The sequence below is a fragment of the Chitinophaga silvisoli genome (assembly GCF_003412465.1).
Lineage (GTDB): Bacteria > Bacteroidota > Bacteroidia > Chitinophagales > Chitinophagaceae > Chitinophaga > Chitinophaga silvisoli.
Window position 1 is genome coordinate 519,753 of sequence record NZ_QTJV01000001.1, and the last position, 18,339, is coordinate 538,091.

The following is an 18,339-nucleotide window of genomic DNA, read 5'->3' on the forward strand; positions in this document are numbered from 1 at the left end:
TTAACAGTAACCTTGTATAATTACCAAAAATAGGAAATTGTGAGCACCGAATTCGGGATGTATTTTCAAATGGGCTGGCAGCATATTATTGCCTGGGATGGCTACGACCACATCCTGTTTATCATGGCCTTATCCGCTATCTATATGCTCCAGGACTGGAGAAAAGTCCTCGTACTCGTCACTGCCTTTACTATTGGTCATGCAATCACACTGGCATTAAGCATCACAAACGTCGTATATGTTCAAAGCAGTCTGATAGAACTGCTCATACCAATCACTATCTGGGTTACGGCTCTTTTCAACATGTTCAAAAAGGAGCTGTCTCCGCAAAAGGTTCAACTGAACTACCTTTTCGCATTGTTTTTCGGCCTCGTTCATGGCATGGCATTCTCCGCCTACCTGAAGAGTTTGATCGGGACACAGGAAAACATTCTGCTGCCTTTATTAGGCTTCAATCTGGGGTTGGAAGTAGGGCAGATAATGGTAGTAGTGGGTGTATTATTACTGGCCGGAATTATTGTAAATGTTACAGGTGTAAAGCGCAGAAACTGGAATATCTACCTCTCTGCAGCCATCTTTGGTGTAGCCGTCCTGATAACCATTGAAAGATGTAAAGAATTTATAACAAAATAGACAGGGACAACCAACTGTCATCAGGTTTTCTTATGAGAAAAAAAGCAATCAAATTGGCTCTGGCGGCTTGTTGTATCACTGCCGGTGCCAGCGCACAATCCTTAGCACCTACCGGCTCTAACCATGGCAACAAGTTTGAGCAATTAGGTACCATCCTCCAGACGCCTAACGAATACCGGTCTGCTTCCGGTGCACCAGGTCCTAAGTACTGGCAACAAAGAGCCGATTACGACATCTCCGCTACCCTGGACGATGACAAACAAAAGCTGACAGGAAAGGAGACCGTTACCTATTACAACAACTCTCCCGATCCGCTGACCTACATCTGGTTACAACTGGATGAAAATGAGCACAACCCTAAAAGCGATAATAACAGCTTCGACGGTAGCGCCATTAAATCCAAAATGACCATGAGAGATGTCAACCAGATCCTCGGCCCCCGCCCTGGCTTTGGTACCAACATCGTAAAGATCACCGACGAAAACGGGAAAGATATTCCTTACACCATCAACCAGACCATGCTGCGTATGGATCTGCCACAAACCCTGCAACCCGGCCAGAAGTTCCGGTTTAAAGTTGAGTGGTGGTACAACATCTCTGACCGTATGATCGAAGGCGGGCGTGGTGGTTATGAATACTTCTCCGAAGATAAAAACTACCTCTACACCATTACACAATGGTACCCTCGCCTCGCAGTATATTCTGACTTCCAGGGCTGGCAGAACCATCAGTTTACTGGTCGTGGGGAGTTCGCACTTACCTTTGGCAATTTCAAGGTGAGCATGAATGTACCTGCTGACCACATCGTAGGTGCTACCGGCGAATGCCAGAACTATAAAGAAGTACTGACAGCTGCACAATACCAGCGCTGGCAACAGGCACAGAGTGCAAAAGAACCCCTGGAAATCGTAACGCCTGACGAGATGAAGAATAACATGGCAAGTCATGCAACAGCCCGTAAAACCTGGGTATATAGCGCAGAAAACGTACGTGACTTTGCACTGGTATCTTCCCGCAGACTGGTATGGGATGCCATGGCTACCAATGTAGAAGGCAAGAAAGTAATGGCCATGTCTTATTATGGTCCTGAAGCCTATCCTCTATGGAAACGCTATTCTACCAAAGTAGTCGCAAATACCCTGAAGGTATATTCCAAACATACCATTCCATACCCTTACCCTGTAGCCATCTCTGTAGAAGCTGCCAATGGTATGGAATACCCGATGATCTGCTTTAACTACGGCCGTACCGAAAAAGACGGCACCTATTCCGAAGCAGTAAAAAACGGTATGATCGGTGTAATCACCCATGAAGTAGGTCACAACTTCTTCCCTATGATCGTGAACTCTGACGAAAGGCAGTGGACATGGATGGATGAAGGTCTGAATACTTTCTGCCAGTTCCTTGCTGAGCAGGAGTGGGATAATAACTTCCCTTCCAATCGTGGTCCTGCCTACAAGATTGCAGACTACATGCGTATGCCAAAGGATCAGTTGGAGCCGATCATGACTAACTCTGAAAATATTGAGCAATTTGGTCCTAATGCTTACGCAAAACCAAGTACAGCGCTGAATATCCTGCGCGAAACAGTAATGGGCCGCGAGCTGTTTGACTTTGCTTTCCGTGAATACGCACGTCGCTGGGCATTCAAGCATCCTACTCCGGCTGACTTTTTCCGTACCATGGAAGACGCTTCTGCAGTAGACCTGGACTGGTTCTGGAGAGGATGGTTCTATGGTATTGATCCTGTGGATATCTCTCTCGACAGCGTGAAAATGTTCCGCCTCGATACCAAAGATCCTCAGGTAGCAAAAGCTGAAGCCAAAGCGAAATATGACCGCAATGCAGACCACATATCCCGCGCCCGCAACAAGGCAGAAGGTATGAAATTCACTGCAGAACAGGATACCGCATTACAGGATTTCTATTACAAATGGAACCGCTTTAATGTCAGTGAAGAAGACAAGCAGGCATACGGTAACTACTATGCAGGCCTGAGCCCTGAAGAGAAAAGACTGTATGAAAGTAAGAAAAACTTCTACCAGGTTTCATTCTCCAATGTAGGTGGTCTGGTTATGCCACTGATCATTGAGTGGACATATGCTGACGGTACAAAGGAAACAGATCGTATTTCAGCCTATATCTGGAGACATGACGAGAACCATGTGACCAAGGTATTTGCAAAAGATAAGGAAGTAGTATCTATAAAACTGGATCCATTGAGAGAAACTGGTGATATAGATGAAGCAAATAATAGCTGGCCAAGAGCACTGACACCTACCAGGTTCGAGTTGTTCCGCAGCGAGCAGGCTGTAAGAGGGTCTTCTACAGGAGGTAACCCAATGCAGCAACAACACCGGTAATTGTTGTCACGCTTAATAATGAAGCGCTTTTGCCTTAGGCAAAAGCGCTTTTTTTGTTTTCACCCTTTTATAAATACTTAACAATTCGTTAAGGTATACTAAACAAATTGTTAAAACTCCTTTTAGATATTTGTACCCAATTATTAGAACACAGGGATTGTAGTAGCTAGCCGTAAAGAGAAGTCTAAATCATTTAAATCGCTTTATAGTAGTAATTCACATCAACTAAAAAACAGTTATGCCAAAAAGATGTAATGCATTCGCAAGGATGTTAATGGTAATGCTATTGTTACCCTTTTCCTCCTTCGCGCAAAAACTAATCACCGGCCATGTACTGGCTAAGTCAGACCAGACACCCATCCCCAGTGCGACGGTCATTGTAAAAGGCACAAAAAATGGAACAGTAACCAACGTAGATGGTGGTTTCTCAATCAAAGCTGAAAAAGGAGATGTATTATCAATTTCCGGTCTCGGTATCACCCCATCAGAATATACCATAAATGGTGACGACATCACAATTGCTGTAAATGCCAGCACCAAAGATCTCAATGAAGTGGTGGTAACAGCCACCGGGGTAAAGAAAGAGGTAAAACGCCTTGGATACGCTATCCAGGATGTAAAAGCCAATGACCTGACCCAGGCCCGCGAACCCAGTGTACTCAACTCACTGAAAGGTGCCGTAGCTGGTCTCTCTATCAATATCACCCCTGAAATAGGTCACTCTCCCAGCGTGGTAATGCGTGGAGAAGGTAGCCCGATGTATGTAATAGATGGGGTGCCTATGAGCTCTGATACTTACAACATCAATCCTGACGACATCGAAAGCTTTACTGTACTGAAAGGCCCAAGTGCTGCAGCCTTGTACGGTTTCAGAGGTAAATACGGTGTGATCATCATCAATACCAAAAAAGGTACTAAAAACAAACGCGGGTATACCGTAGATTTCAATAATAGTACACAATGGAATGGTGGCTTCATCGCACTGCCTAAATACCAGGATGACTATGGTGCAGGTGAATATGGTAAATATGCCTTTGGCGATGGCCAGGGTGGTGGTGTGAATGACTATGATTATGACATCTGGGGACCCAAACTGGATGGCCGCATGCTGCCACAATACGATGGTGAATACGATGCGAATACGACCTATACCACCGCTTTTGAAGATGGAACTTCTTTCCAGGGGCATATAAAACCTACCGCATGGACCGCCCGTGGTAAAAACAACCTGAAACGCTTCCTGCAAACAGGGATCCTCAATAGCACCAGCATCGCTGTTAGTTCTTCCACTGAAAAAGCAGACCTGCGTTTTTCTATGGGTAACAGCTACCAGAAAGGGATCGTTCCCAATACACAGCTGAACAACTTTAACGCTACTGCGAGCATCGGTTATAAATTTACAAAGCGATTCTCTATCAGTACTTACATCAACTATAGCCGCCAGTCTACTCCAAATATTCCGGATGTAAACTATGGCCCTAACAGTATCATTTACAATATGATCCTTTGGGGTGGTGCTGACTGGAGCGTAGACGATATGCGCGACTATTGGCAACCAGGTAAAGTAGGTATCCAGCAGAAATATGCGGAATACTACCGTTACAATAACCCCTGGTTTATGAGCTACGAATGGCTGAGAGGGCACTATGTAAATAACGTGAGCGGTTATGCAGCTTTGAATTATAATGTAAATACCAACATTGACCTGACCTTACGTCCAAGCTTAACGACTTACAATTTCACAAATACAGAGAAACTGCCTTACTCAGCTACCGTTTATGACAGACCTGAGCATAAAGGTGACTACCGCGTAGATAACCGTTCTCTCTTCGAATCAAACGTAGAGTTCCAGGCTAAGTACCACAGGAACGCTATTCTGGGTTTCCTCGATGTACAAGGTATGCTGGGAGGTAATGCCAGAAATTTCCGATTCAATTCTGAATTCACTACTACCAACTATCTGAATGTACCGGGTGTATATGCTTTCTCTAACTCACTCAATTCTGTACAGGCTTCTTCTTACAATGCTGAAATGCTGGTATTGAGTGGTTATTATTCATTGGATCTGGGTTATAAATCTTATGTAACAGCCAACATCACGGGGCGTTTCGATAAGTCTTCTACCTTGCCCGCACAGAACAATACTTACTTCTATCCTTCATTCAACCTGGCTACCGTGATCTCTGACTATGCGAAGCTGCCAAAAGCAATTTCCTTCCTGAAAGTCCGTGGTTCATTTGCCAGCAGTAAAGCAGGTGGTACGAAAGGTTTCTTTGCTCCCAATGTATCTAACCTGGCAGGTGGTGGTTATGGTTATACTTACCTGTCTCCATATGATGGTCCTGAATATGCCTTCTCTCAGGTATATGGGCTGAAGCCATATTATAATAATCAAAATAGTGCATCCTATACAGACATACTGGTAGGAAACGATATTAAAACTGCTGAACGTAAAGCCTACGAAGCAGGTTTGGATGTACGGTTCCTCGGGAACAGGTTAAGCCTGGATGTAACCCGTTATCGTTACACCGATGACCTGATCTTTACAGGTAATGTATCTGAATCTACAGGCTATTCACAGTTAACAAAGAACCAGGGTCGCACACAAAACGATGGTTGGGAAGTAACCCTGGGTGGTTCCCCGATTCGTAATAAGAATGGTCTGAACTGGGATGTAAATGTAAACTGGTTCAGGTTTGTAAGGAAATGGGTAGATAACCCAAGTGGTGACAACTGGTTACATAGCGGTACCCGTACAGACCTGGTATATGACAATGCATTTGTACGCACTGCTGATGGTAAACTGGTGATCGACAAGTCTTCAGGTTTATTACTGCGTTATACAGACCTCGGTGTAAATGCAAAAAAAGTATATGGTCACTCAGATCCTGACTGGCAATGGGGTATCACCAATACTTTCAGCTACAAGAGCTTCTCTTTCCGCTTCAGGTTCGATGGTATGGTTGGTGGTGTCGTACACGACTATGTACGCCAGAAATCACTGCAGGGTGGTCGCCATATTGAAAGTACCCAGGGTAAATTCGGTACGGCCCGTCCTGATGATGCTAAAGGTGCTACCGGTTTTTCCTATGTGGGCGATGGTGTCAACCTGACGGGTGGTACAATTCAGCTGGATCCGGTCACTGGCAGAATCGTCAACGAAAAAGAACTGACCATATCCCAGAATACTACCAAAACTTCAGTACAGCAGTATGTAACCAGGATGGCCTCCATCAATGACCTGGACAATATCAAAAAGACTTATGCCAAACTGAGAGAAGTAACACTGACTTACCGCCTGCCTTCCAATCTCTTTGGTGGCCGTTCTGTATTCCAGAATGCTTCAGTGTCTTTAGTAGGTCGTAACCTCTTGTATTTCTTCCCGGATCGTTATAAGGACATGGACGTAGACCAGTACACACAGGATAGCGGTTCCGGCCTGCAAACACCTACTACGCGCAGTTATGGTGTGAACCTGAATATTACTTTTTAATACCCGAACACAATGAGAAGATATCAACATATAATAATCATCGCATTGAGTTGTCTGATTATGACAGCTTGTAATAAAAAAATTGAAGACCTGCAGGCAAATCCAAATCAGCCGGGTAGTGTGACAGCAGAGCTACTGCTGGGCGCTGTGCTGACAGATATGTCAGGTACACAGGATAACGGCGCACTGGAAGGCTATGGCCCATGGGATGCTGTAGCACGCTGGAACCAATACTTCTGCCGTAACTACGAATATTATGGTGATAACCAGTATGGTTGGGCGAGCGGTAGTTTCGATAGCTACATCGTACTCAAAAATGTAGTACAGATGGAGAAGGAAGCAGCTTCCCGTGGCGCGGATTCTATCAATCCTTATGAATCTATCGGCAAGTTTGTACGTGCCTACTATTATTATAACATGACCTCCCTGATGGGTGATATTCCCCTGGATGGAGCTGTACAGGGTACAGGCAATCTCACTCCAGCCTATGCTGCGCAGAAAGATGTATTCAGCTTTGTGCTGAATACACTGGATACGGTGAATAATCACCTGACTCAGCTGATCAATAAAGGTGATAATACCATCTCCGGTTCTTCGCAGGATATTTACTACAAAGGTGATCTGGCCCAGTGGCGTAAACTGGCAAACAGCTTCAAACTCCGTGTGCTGATCAGCCTGAGTAATAAAGCATCTGACAATGAACTGAATGTTGTTTCTCAGTTTGCTACTATCATCAACAACCCTTCTACTTACCCGATCTTCACCTCTGTGGACGATGATTTCAAATTCACATACGTAGCGACCTACAACGTTTATCCACAAAGCCCTAACAACTTTGGTTCGGATGCACAGCGTTACAACATGGCAAATACTTATGTGCATAACCTGACAGTGCTGAATGATGCACGTGTATTTATCACCTGCGAGCCGGCATGGAATGTTATCGCTACCAAAGGTTATAGTGCGGTAGACTTCCGCTCATTTGTTGGAGCCAGTACAGGGGAGTCCATCGCAACTATGTATTCCGATGCGATCGCGGGTAATACCTCCCTGATCAATCGTAAGCGTTATTATGATACCTACACTGGTGAACCGGATGTATTGGTAGGCTACAAGGAGATGTGTTTCAACATCGCTGAGGCAATCAACAGGGGCTGGATCAGTGGCGATGCAGAGACCTGGTACAAAACAGGTATAACTGAGTCCATGAAGTTCTATGGTATCACTGCCGCACAAACCAGTTATACAGCCTATTTCCTGAAGTTTGGTAGTTCTTTGGGTGATTATACGGCGTATCCTTTTACGTTCGATTTAAGCACCTATTTAGCCCAATCCTCAGTGAAATATGCAGGTGCTGATGCCGGTTTAAGACAGATCCTTACTCAGAAGTACCTGGCCATGTTCCAGAACTCCGGTTGGGAAGCGTACTTTAACTACCGCAGAACAGGGGTACCGGTATTTGATGGGGGTACGGGTATTGGTAACAATGGTGTGATCCCTAAGAGATGGGGTTACCCAAGCACTGAACAGAACCTGAATGCATCGAACTGGAAAGCAGCATTAACTAACCAGGGATTGAGCAGTGATGATATCAATGGATCAATGTGGTTAATCAAATAAAAAAACAAAAGCCGGACCTGAACAGGTCCGGCTTGTTATTGCTGCTTTTTATAGCGGTATAGATGGCTATACAAATTTTATTTATCCCACCACACTTTCGTCATCAACGAATTGCTTCCCTGCCTTGCGATCGCCTCCTGGTAATTCGTTGCATTGCTTGCCGCCTCTGATGCGGGATATAACATCCTCCTCGGAATCTGCCCACCGGTCGCATTTCCCACGTAATTCACCGGGGTTAATGCCGGGTATCCGCTCCTCCTCCAGTTCGCCCATACTTCATACCAATCCAGCAGACTTGCCGCCCAATACTGCGTGTTGATCTGGTTGTAACCATCAGCATCATTATAAGGATGTGCTGCCAGGTAGGCCTGAATAGCGGTACTGCTGATGGCCGCTGACGCATCGTACTGCGCCAGCTGACCCATTGCAGCGCTCACCCCGTTAACATAATGTGTCGCAGCATCTGCTCCCACATTCCAGCCTCTTTTAGCGGCTTCTGCCAACAGCAGCTCTACCTGTGCATAAGTAATTAAAAATGTAGGTCCGTTCAGTTTCAGAAACACGTTCTTATTCAGTACGGAATATTTTTTCAGATCACCGGGGTAGTTAGGTGCCTTGCTGATATCTGTCGCACTGCCTTCCCCATTGGTGTCATAACCATTCGGCATGCCCAGCTGGTCTGCAGCTGCGGTACTCCCTGTAGCAGGTACAGTACCGATATAGGCCAGGCGGGGGTCGTTATTGGTTCTTAAGAAGTCAATAAAGGTGGTGCTTAAGCTGGCTTCACCTGCATTTGCAATGGCATTCCACTCGCCGGACAGGATGTTGCTGTTTCTGTTCACAGTAGTTCTGCCACCCGCTGCATCGTGCAGAATGTAGGCATTCTCACTATTGGCAGAGATGACACCACCTGCATAGGCTTTCTCTGTTACCTGCTGTGCTGTGGCCAGATCTACTTTTGTCAGTCGCATACCGATCCTCAGCATCAGTGAATAAGCCAGTTTCTTCCAGTTACTTACCACTACATCTGCCGTAGCACTACCTCCTTTGTTGTAAATGAGGTCTCCCTGTCCAGGTACAGCTTTGGAAGCACTCAGTGCTTTGGCCGCTTCGTCCAGTTCATTGACCATATCGGTGTAAATACTCTGCTGCGCATCGTACTTAGGTGCATAGTTCTGATTACTGTAACCGGCTCCTGCTTCGGAATAAGGAATATCGCCATATACATCCGTCAGGCGCTGAAAAATCATGACCCGGGCAATGCGTGCCATGTTGTACTGATTAGAATAATACTCGTCATTTTTTGTGAGACGTATTACGTCAGTAATGTATTTCACCTGGTCAGTATATGCTTTGTCAAACAAGGCATTGGACCATGCATCATTTTGCACATACTTATCACCCGCATACCAGCTTACGTTTGACAACTGTTGCATCATCATTGCACAATAGATGATGTTTACACGCCAGGTATCATAACTGTAATCACTGTTACCGGTGTATTCCAGCAGTGCACGGGTAAAGTTGTACTCAGGTACGCCTGTACTCTCACTGGATTTATTCTTATCTGTATTAATGCTTTCAAAGTTCTTGGTACAAGCTGGCAACAGCATTAAAGCAGGAAAAGAAATAGCAAGGATCTTTTTATATAGAGCGTTCATTGCAGCTGGTTTTAGAATTTAACATTCAGGTTAACGCCAAAGGATTTGCTTGTAGGCAGACCGGCATATTCAAGACCCTGCGCATTACTATTGCTATAGTTGGATTCAGGGTCAATGTTTGGTGTAGACTTCTTGAAGTAGAACAGGTTGCGCCCTACCAGCGATACGCTTACACCATGCAGTTTGTTGTGCAGGGCGGAGCTGCTGAAGTCGTAAGTCAGGCTCACAGAACGGAACTTAATGAAGTCAGTCTTGTACACATGCAGGGCTGAGATACTAGCCAGCTGGTTGTAGTAAGTCTGTGCATCAATAGTGGTTGTTACAGGAGCACCTGCATCATTTACACCAGTTACGCTGATGCCACCCTCACGGCCAGGCAGTGTTTCTTTCTGCAAACCATATTTATAGGCATTCGCATTTGTACCTGAGTAAATAGAGCCACCTGATTTGAAATCGATCAGGAAAGAGAGGTGGAATTGCTTATAAGCAAAATCATTACTCCATCCTCCGCTCCATGGTGCTACACCCGTTCCTGCACTCACCAGTGCATCTGTGCGCTGTGGCAGACCGGAAGCATTTACCACCAGGTTACCTTTTCCGTCTTTCTTATAATCGTATACCATAATCTGCGCATACGGTTTACCTACCACATGCTCTATGAAGGCTGATTCAGTGCGGGATTCACCATTCTCTACCACCATTTCGTTCTGACCCGGTGCCAGCTGGATCACCTTGTTTTTATTATTCGCAAGGTTCAATGTGGTGGTCCAGGTAAAGACACCGGATTTTACAGGACTGCCACCGATCATCACCTCGAAGCCTTTATTCTCAAGTTCACCCACATTCACGAGTGCACTGGAATAACCGGAACCTAATGATACAGTTGCGGTCACGATATCGTTCGTCGCTTTCTTGCTGTAGTAGCTGAAGTCACCAAACACATGATTGTTGAACAACTTGAACTCAGCACCTACCTCCAGTTCTTTTACCTTCAGTGGTTTCAGCGCTTTGTTAGGAATCTTGTTGTCAATATCCCCGATAGGTGCTCCGTTTACAGTAGCTCCCAAAGTGCTGTAGTACAGGGCTGTTTTATATTCATCCGCATCACCGCCTACCTGTGCATAACCGGCACGGAGTTTACCGAAGTTCAGCCAGTTAGCATGTAAGTTTTCAGAGAAAACGTAAGAGATGGTAGCAGATGGATAATTGTAGGAATTGTTTGCCATCGGCAGGGTACTGCTCCAGTCGTTACGATCTGTCAGGTTCAGATACAGGACGTTGCTGTACGCCAGTTCCAGTGCTCCATACACAGAGTGTACTTCTTTTTTGTACTCGATGAGTGTACTGTTTTTTGTACCTGCAGTAGATGGGTTGTACACAAATGGGAAAGCAAAGTTGGATGCGGTTACATCATTTACCTTATCATTCTTTTTCAGCAGGTTGGCACCGGCATTCAGATTCAGGCTGATTTTAGGCGTGATGTTTTTGTTCACACCAATCAGTACATCCGCATTCATTTCATTGAACTGCCTGTTACGCTCTAAGTCCAGGCTACCGGTAGGGCGGTAAGCAGTACCCCAGGGTGTAATAGAAGTTGCATTGAAGCCGAAGTAGTCATTGGCTACACGACCCTGGATGTACAACCAGGAAGTAGGTGAGTAGCGCAGGCTGGTCATCCCAATCACGCGGTCCTTCTTGGTGTTGTTCATAAAGCGGTAAGCGGCAAAGTAAGGATTGGTGCTGAACAGATCACTGCTAAACACGGTTTCATTACCCTGTGCATCGTAGCCCGGAGCCAGGAGGGAAGCCTTTACATTCGCCGGCAGGAAGGCAATAGCATAGTTACCATTACCGGGGGCATCGCTCAGGTTAGAGCGGTTGTTGGTTACTTCCTTGGCGTATGTAATGTTAGTCTGTCCGCTCCATTTCTCAGACAATTTGTAATTGAGGTCCAGGTTCACGTTGTCACGGATATACTCTGTGTTCGGGTAAATACCGTTGCTACGCAGGTCGCCGAGTGCTACACGATAAGTGGTTTTATCAGAGCCGCCAGCTACCGAGATGGTGTTGCTGAGCGTGTTGCCTGTTTTATAGAAGTCTTTCAAATGGTTACCTTGTTTGGAATAGGGATGTGTCTGACCGTCAAAGAGTGTGACAGCAGAGCCATCCAGTTTGGTTCCCCAGCTGGAGAGGCCACTATTGAGGGCAGAAGTTTTATCAGTAGGATGTGCCCCCATGATACCCTGTCCGTATACTTCCTGGAAGTCGAGGAAGTCGTTCAGCTTATCCACCGTGATGTTGCTGTTCAGTTCTACTGCCAGCTGACCGGCTTTACCAGATTTGGTGGTAATGAGGATCACCCCGTTTACCCCACGCTGGCCATAAAGGGCAGAAGCGGCCGCACCTTTCAGGATGGTCATATCTTCGATGTCATCAGGGTTGATGCTGGAGATCCCATCGCCCAGGTCAGCGCCACCCCACATGGTCGCAGAGCCCAGGTTAGCGTTGTTCATGGGGATACCATCTACTACATAGAGGGGCTGGTTGTTGCCACTCAGTGAGGAGTTACCTCTGATGGTCACGCGGGATGAGCCACCAGGGCCTGTGGAAGGCGGGGCACTGTTTACACCCGCTACACGTCCTTCCAGTGCATTGGCCACGCTGATTTCGCGGGCTTTGGTCATATCTGCACCCTGTACTTTGGATACAGCATAACCCTGACTGCGGGCTTCTCTGCGTATACCCAGTGCAGTTACTACCAGTTCGTTGAGACCTTTTACAGTTTCTTCCAGAACAATGCTGATGCTGTTGTCAGCACCTACCGTGATTTCCTTAGGGGTATAGCCAACGTAGGAAAATACCAGTACATCGCCCGTCCCCGCAGCGATGTGATAAGTTCCGCCTGCATCAGTTTTAGTCCCCTTGTTGCTATTTTTGAGAGTTACTGTCACACCGGGCAAAGGGTTGCCCTGAACGTCACGCACAATACCCGTAATGTCTCTCTGTTGCCTTGCAGCATACGTTAAAAGAGAAGGAGCCGCAACGGCTGTCTGAATGCCGTTTATGAACATGAGGCTCAGCACAATGCCTGCGGCACTGCATGCTTTTGACAAGCGTAGTGTACGTTTCATAGATACTGCCTTTAAAAATTGACCTAATGGATGTTGTTGTTTCCCATAGGAATGCCTGTGGATGTAGTACATCCATGCATTCCAGTTTACTGTTAGTGAGTTTGATTGTCGACTTTAGATTCTGGTTGATAAGCAGTATGACATAATCTTTTCAGCTATGGGCCCGTTTAGCAGAAAGGAAGTAATGTGATACGGTGCGCCGTTATGAGCGCATTTCACCTATACCATTGTGATGCTTTACTAACATGTTCAATACGTGATGCCCTGATTTGATTCCCCCTTAGTGTCTACAGGATTTTTTTCAGGTGCATAATGAGGTGTCGTGTGGAAATTAAAATAGTACCATCGTGTGAGAAAAAAATATTTCAGCTGCTTTCAATACATGAAAATTATATTGGGGTAGATGGCCTGTGGCGGGCATATTACTAATGAATATTAAGGTACATCCCACCACAACCTGGTCCCTCCATTATCTGGTCCCTTCAGGGTCGCTACAGCCCTGTTCACTCCTGCCTGGTTCGTAGTATACTCAAACTGTATAAATGGAATCCTCCTGATAAATGTCTCTGTCGGTATCTTCCCGCCACTATTGTTTACTACAATCGGGAATAACTTCGGATAACCTGTACGCCGGAACTCTGACCACGCCTCCTGCCCGTCAGGAAATACCGCGATCCATTTCTGTGTAATAATCCTTTCCAGCTTACAGGCAGCCGTTGCTGCAGGATCCCATTGAATGGTGATTGTACTCAGGGGGGAGTCTACATTATTCGCCGCATTCTGTGGATCAACATATCTCCTGGGTACGTAAGTACTATTATGTATATAATCATAATAAGCCGATGTTATACCATATTGCTGGAAGGACATATAAATTCCCAGTTCATAATTATTCTGTACATCGCTCGCACCTTTCCATCCATACAATCCGGCTTCTGCCTTTAGAAAATAGGCTTCAGCCGCTGTTAATAACTGGATCCGCGATGGCAGCAGTGCCAGTTTTGAAAAACCTGTATACATGCCTTTACCGGCTATGGCAATGCCGTTCCGGATACCATGATATACAGAATCCTTCGCATCCACCGACCTGAAGTAGTAAGGCAACCTGGGATCGTGATACCCTGTCAGGATAGATTCCATCGGCGCGCCCATCCTGATATCATTCCATGAATTACAGATCACATTTACCGGGTGCGTGGCAGGGCTGATATCAATATTAAAATTATCGGCGACAGCGCTGATCAGGCCATAGGGGTGGGAGAGTGCTGCTTCTCCTTCCTGCTGTGCTTTGATAGGATCTACCTTTGAAATCCGGATGGCCAGGCGTAGTCTTAGGGTATTGGCCAGTCTTACCCATTTGGTATAATCACCTTTGTACGACAGGTCAAAATCTGCGAATCGCCTGGTGCCTGTACTGTCTGCAAAATGAGTGAGTGTTGTAATTGCTGAATCCAGGTCTTTGAAGAAAGCAGTATAAGCTGCCTGCTGTGAATCGTAATCAATGCTATGATCATCATTGATCATGGCATAATGTGTATAAATCACCGGGCCATAGATATCACTGATGCGATGCATCGCGATTACCTTCAGCAGTTGCGCCCATGCGTAGAAGTCCTTGTACTTGCCCCTTGCATTATCCATCACGAATTTGCAGTTAGGCATCACGCTGCCATAGGCTGTCAGCCAGGCATCGTCATTCCAGCTGTCCAGCAGGTCATATGTCATATTGTTCCTGTTGTCCTGAAAGGGATTGGGTGTCATCATGTATCCGGAGAATACGTCACCCATCAGGTTCTGCTGTAATTGCGCTACGCTTACATCACTGCTGGATAGTATATTCAGCATGGATTGTGTAAGCGGATCTCCCAGCAGTTTAAAGTTTCCTTTCAGTTCATCGTCATACAGGTCATACGGATTCGTGTTAATCTCTTCAAATTTGCGTGTGCAGGCAGTAAGCAGCAAAACAGCCATACACACCAGAATCGTGTTACGCATAAAATCGTTTTAAAATGCAGCCTTCACATGTACGCCTATACTTCTTGTAGCCGATACCCCAAATACATCAATGCCCTGCAACCCATTTCCACTGCTCATAGCTACCTCGGGGTCAAACGGCGCATTCAGTTTAAAGAAGCACAGGTTCTTCCCCAGCAATCCTATCTGCAGGCGGTTGATGTACCTGCTTTTGACAGGTACTTCGTAAGTCAATGACAATTCCCTTAATCTTATATTGGTAGCATTATACATATACATTTCCCCGATGCCGGCTCTGCCCCCGATAGTAGAAAAGTACTTATGGGCATCATAAGGCACGGTAAGTGGAGTGCCGTTTTCATACACGGCATTCAACGCTACTCCGCCATTATCCCTGGCTTTGGCACTGCGCTCACTCACACCGTAGCTATCCAGTACGGAACTGGTCACGCTCATGACATCGCCTCCAAAGCGGCCGTCTATAAGGCAGTTGAATGTAAAGTGCCTGTATTCCAGGGTATTACTCCAGCCGCTGATCAATCGTGGATTAGGATTACCTACTTTCTTAAATACATTTCTTGTGACCAGGTTGCCCTGCTCATCTATCACATACTGGCCTTTCTCGTTTTTATACAGTTCCTTGTTGGTATAGATATCACCCCAGCTGCCGCCTTCCTTGATGAAGGAACCATACATGTTGGTGTTGAAGTCGGTGAGGATATAATAGTTGTCAGGACCGGCACCGGGAATGGTATTGCTACTCAGCTGAACGACCTTGTTACAGTTCACGGTACAGTTGATCGTCGTTGACCAGCGGATATTGGTATGTTGTACTGGTACGACAGTAAGCGTGGCCTCCACACCATTGTTCTGGATATTCCCCAGGTTCAGGTAGTAGTAGAGATAGCCGGAGCCTGAGGGGGCACGTACTTCCATGTATTGCTGGTAGTTGTTATTCTTATACCAGGTAAAGTCAAAACTGATCCTGTCTTTCAGTAACCTGATTTCAGTACCGGCTTCCAGCGAACGGTTATCTTCCGGCTTTAAGTAAATACCCGGATAAGGAGTGCGGGTGTTGAAGTTGACCCTGGATACACCGGCAGTAGTTTGCAGGATAAACCTTGCCGGTCTTGATGAATAAGGTGCAATATCATTGCCTGCTTTTGCATACGATAGCCGCACTTTTGCAAAACTGATGGCTTTGGGTAATTTAATCAGCTCACTGACGATGGTACTGATCCCCGAAGAATAATAGAAATAACCTTTGTCTTTGATAGGAGTAAAGGCAAAGGTGCTGCTCCAGTCATTACGACCGGTGAGGTCAAGGAAGATACTATTTTTGAAATGCACCTGTGCACTTCCAAAGATGGCCTGCAGTTGTTTTCGCTCTACACTCTGCTGTGCATCGAGTGCATTGGAAGCAATGTTTTTTACAGAGAATTTATTGGCTACAATCAGGCCTTCTGCAGCCGTTGCATTGGTGCTGATAAGACTTCGGTCATGCGCCCTGATATCTGTAATACTGGCTCCCAGCATGCCTTGCAGTTTCCAGGAAGGATCTACCTGTTTGGCGGCAGTGAGCATCATATCAGCATAAAATTGTTTGTTACTTTCTTTCTCCAGCGTATACCTGCCATTAGGCGGGGAGAGTACCTGCTGAGTACCGGCGTATGCTTTTAATTCATATTGATCATCACTCTTGTCAAAGTTGGTTCTGCCCTGTAGCGTGAGCCAGTCATTGAAGCGGTACCTGGCGGAGAGAGAAGCGAGACCTCTGTAACGGTTATCTTCCCGCTCGTCTCTTTTCTGGATCCAGTATGGATTCTGCTGATCATCCTGGCCGCTCCATCCCATGGCATTATTGATATTCCACCAGTTCTGCATGTACATATTCCGGGTATCGTCAAAGTATTCGTAGGCTTTATAACTGTTGAAATCAAGTCCTCTGGGAAATGTGTATAAACCGGTAAGCGGATTGTAGTATAAGCCGCTACCCGGTCTGTTTACGGCATATTGGGCAAGGAAGGAGATGTTTGCATCTACATGGAGTTTGTTCTCCATCAGGTCACTGGTGACGCGGATATTGAAATTATGTTTTTGCAGGCGGTTGATGGGCATGATGCCCCTGTTCATGGTATTCGAGTACGATATGTAGTATTGTGTTTTTTCAATACCACCACTGATCGAAAGGCCATTCATAGAAGTCAGGCCCGTATTGAAGAACGGTTTTACATGATCTTTTGCCTGTAAGGGGGCACCCCAGCTATCAGCTGAACCGGCCTGCTTATCGTCGCTATAAGAAGGTGTTGTTTGTCCATACCGGTATTGCAGTGATGGCAGGAGCAAAGGTGTTTCAGCAGTCAGGTCCGAAGATACTTCGATATGTCCTTTGCCTGAATAACCTTTTTTAGTCGTGATCATGATGACACCGTTAGCAGCCTGGCTGCCATACAATGCGGCTGCAGAAGCGCTTTTCAGTACGCTGATACTTTCAATATCATCAGGGTTCAGGTTCGAGATGCCATCTCCGCCATCGCGGCCCCCATTCCCGGTGATGCCTGACGATTCGCCCCAGATGTCAGTAGGTTGTGAGGGGGTGAAGTTGGCCATTGGTACACCGTCGATGATGTACAAAGGCTGGTTCTCGCGGGTGGATTTATTCCCTCTCAATACGACTCTTGCGGAGCCACCTATACCGGAAGCGCTGCGGTTGATCATCACGCCGGCTATTCTGCCGGAGAGGTTATTGATCACATTGGCATCTTTCACGGTAGAGATATCGTCACTATTGAGTAAGCCGGTAGAGTAGGGGAGTTCCTTATTGTTTTTTGGAATGCCGAGTGCAGTAACGATGAGTTCATTCAGGCCTTTGATATTTTCGGTGAGGGTGACATCGAGTTTGGAACCGGCTACAGGTATTAAGATTTCCCTGTTGATGTAACCAACAGACCGGAAGATCAGTACATCTGTCAGACCCGTGTTGATCGTGTAGTAACCTGCGTCATCTGTCTTCACACCTCTTGTAGTATTTTTAATCATTACGGTCACCCCGGGTAGTGGTGAGCCATGCATAGAGACGACACGGCCACTGATTTCTTTCTGCAACAGGGCAGGATGATGCAGCTGTACACTTTCAGGGGTTTCACGCTGCGTGCTGACAATTACATTTTCTCCCCTAAGCGTAAATTTATATCCTGTCAATGTGGATAACTGGTCCAGTACCTGTGTTAAAGAAAGGTTGTTACAATGGAGAGACACCCGCTGATCCACATCGATAGAGGCTTTATCATAGTGGAAACTAATGCGTTGCTTATTGGCAATGGCATCCATGATGTCCGTCACGGGCTTGTTGAGAAAGGAGAGGCTGATCTGGGCAATAGCTTTCCTGCCTGGTAATAGTGCTATTAACAGGAATATTACGACAATACATACTTTCATTAAGTATGATCTTCCCTTCATTTCAG

General features: G+C 46.1%; 8 protein-coding genes. 4 read left to right on the forward strand and 4 right to left on the reverse strand.

Annotation, left to right across the window (positions count from 1 at the left end; genetic code table 11):
- Positions 1 to 39: 39 nt before the first annotated feature.
- The 4 genes from DXN04_RS02215 to DXN04_RS02230 all read left to right on the forward strand — a co-directional run bounded on the left by DXN04_RS02215 (position 40) and on the right by DXN04_RS02230 (position 8,109).
- Positions 40 to 633: a HupE/UreJ family protein gene (locus DXN04_RS02215; RefSeq protein WP_233525505.1), complete on the forward strand. Its 594-nt coding sequence runs from the start codon at positions 40 to 42 to the stop codon at positions 631 to 633.
- Positions 634 to 665: 32 nt separating this feature from the next.
- The gene (locus DXN04_RS02220; protein WP_116851669.1) at positions 666 to 2,996 is read left to right on the forward strand and encodes a M1 family metallopeptidase; all 2,331 of its coding nucleotides are present in this window, start codon (positions 666 to 668) and stop codon (positions 2,994 to 2,996) included.
- A gap of 238 nt (positions 2,997 to 3,234) precedes the next feature.
- Positions 3,235 to 6,489, forward strand: coding sequence for a SusC/RagA family TonB-linked outer membrane protein (locus DXN04_RS02225; RefSeq protein WP_199414971.1), 3,255 nt, complete (start codon positions 3,235 to 3,237; stop codon positions 6,487 to 6,489).
- A 12-nt stretch (positions 6,490 to 6,501) separates the two neighbouring features.
- Complete coding sequence (locus DXN04_RS02230) at positions 6,502 to 8,109, forward strand: SusD/RagB family nutrient-binding outer membrane lipoprotein (RefSeq protein WP_116851670.1); 1,608 nt, start codon at positions 6,502 to 6,504, stop codon at positions 8,107 to 8,109.
- Between the two features lie 77 nt (positions 8,110 to 8,186).
- Here the strand turns inward: DXN04_RS02230 and DXN04_RS02235 are convergent, their stop codons facing one another.
- The 4 genes from DXN04_RS02235 to DXN04_RS02250 form a co-directional block, all read right to left on the reverse strand.
- Positions 8,187 to 9,770: a SusD/RagB family nutrient-binding outer membrane lipoprotein gene (locus DXN04_RS02235; protein WP_116851671.1), complete on the reverse strand. Its 1,584-nt coding sequence runs from the start codon at positions 9,768 to 9,770 to the stop codon at positions 8,187 to 8,189.
- Between the two features lie 11 nt (positions 9,771 to 9,781).
- The gene (locus tag DXN04_RS02240; RefSeq protein WP_158568813.1) at positions 9,782 to 12,901 is read right to left on the reverse strand and encodes a SusC/RagA family TonB-linked outer membrane protein; all 3,120 of its coding nucleotides are present in this window, start codon (positions 12,899 to 12,901) and stop codon (positions 9,782 to 9,784) included.
- Between the two features lie 435 nt (positions 12,902 to 13,336).
- Entirely contained in the window at positions 13,337 to 14,896 is a 1,560-nt protein-coding gene (locus DXN04_RS02245) for a SusD/RagB family nutrient-binding outer membrane lipoprotein (RefSeq protein ID WP_116851673.1), read from the reverse strand.
- 9 nt (positions 14,897 to 14,905) lie between these two features.
- Entirely contained in the window at positions 14,906 to 18,313 is a 3,408-nt protein-coding gene (locus tag DXN04_RS02250) for a SusC/RagA family TonB-linked outer membrane protein (protein WP_158568815.1), read from the reverse strand.
- Between the last annotated feature and the right edge of the window lie 26 nt (positions 18,314 to 18,339).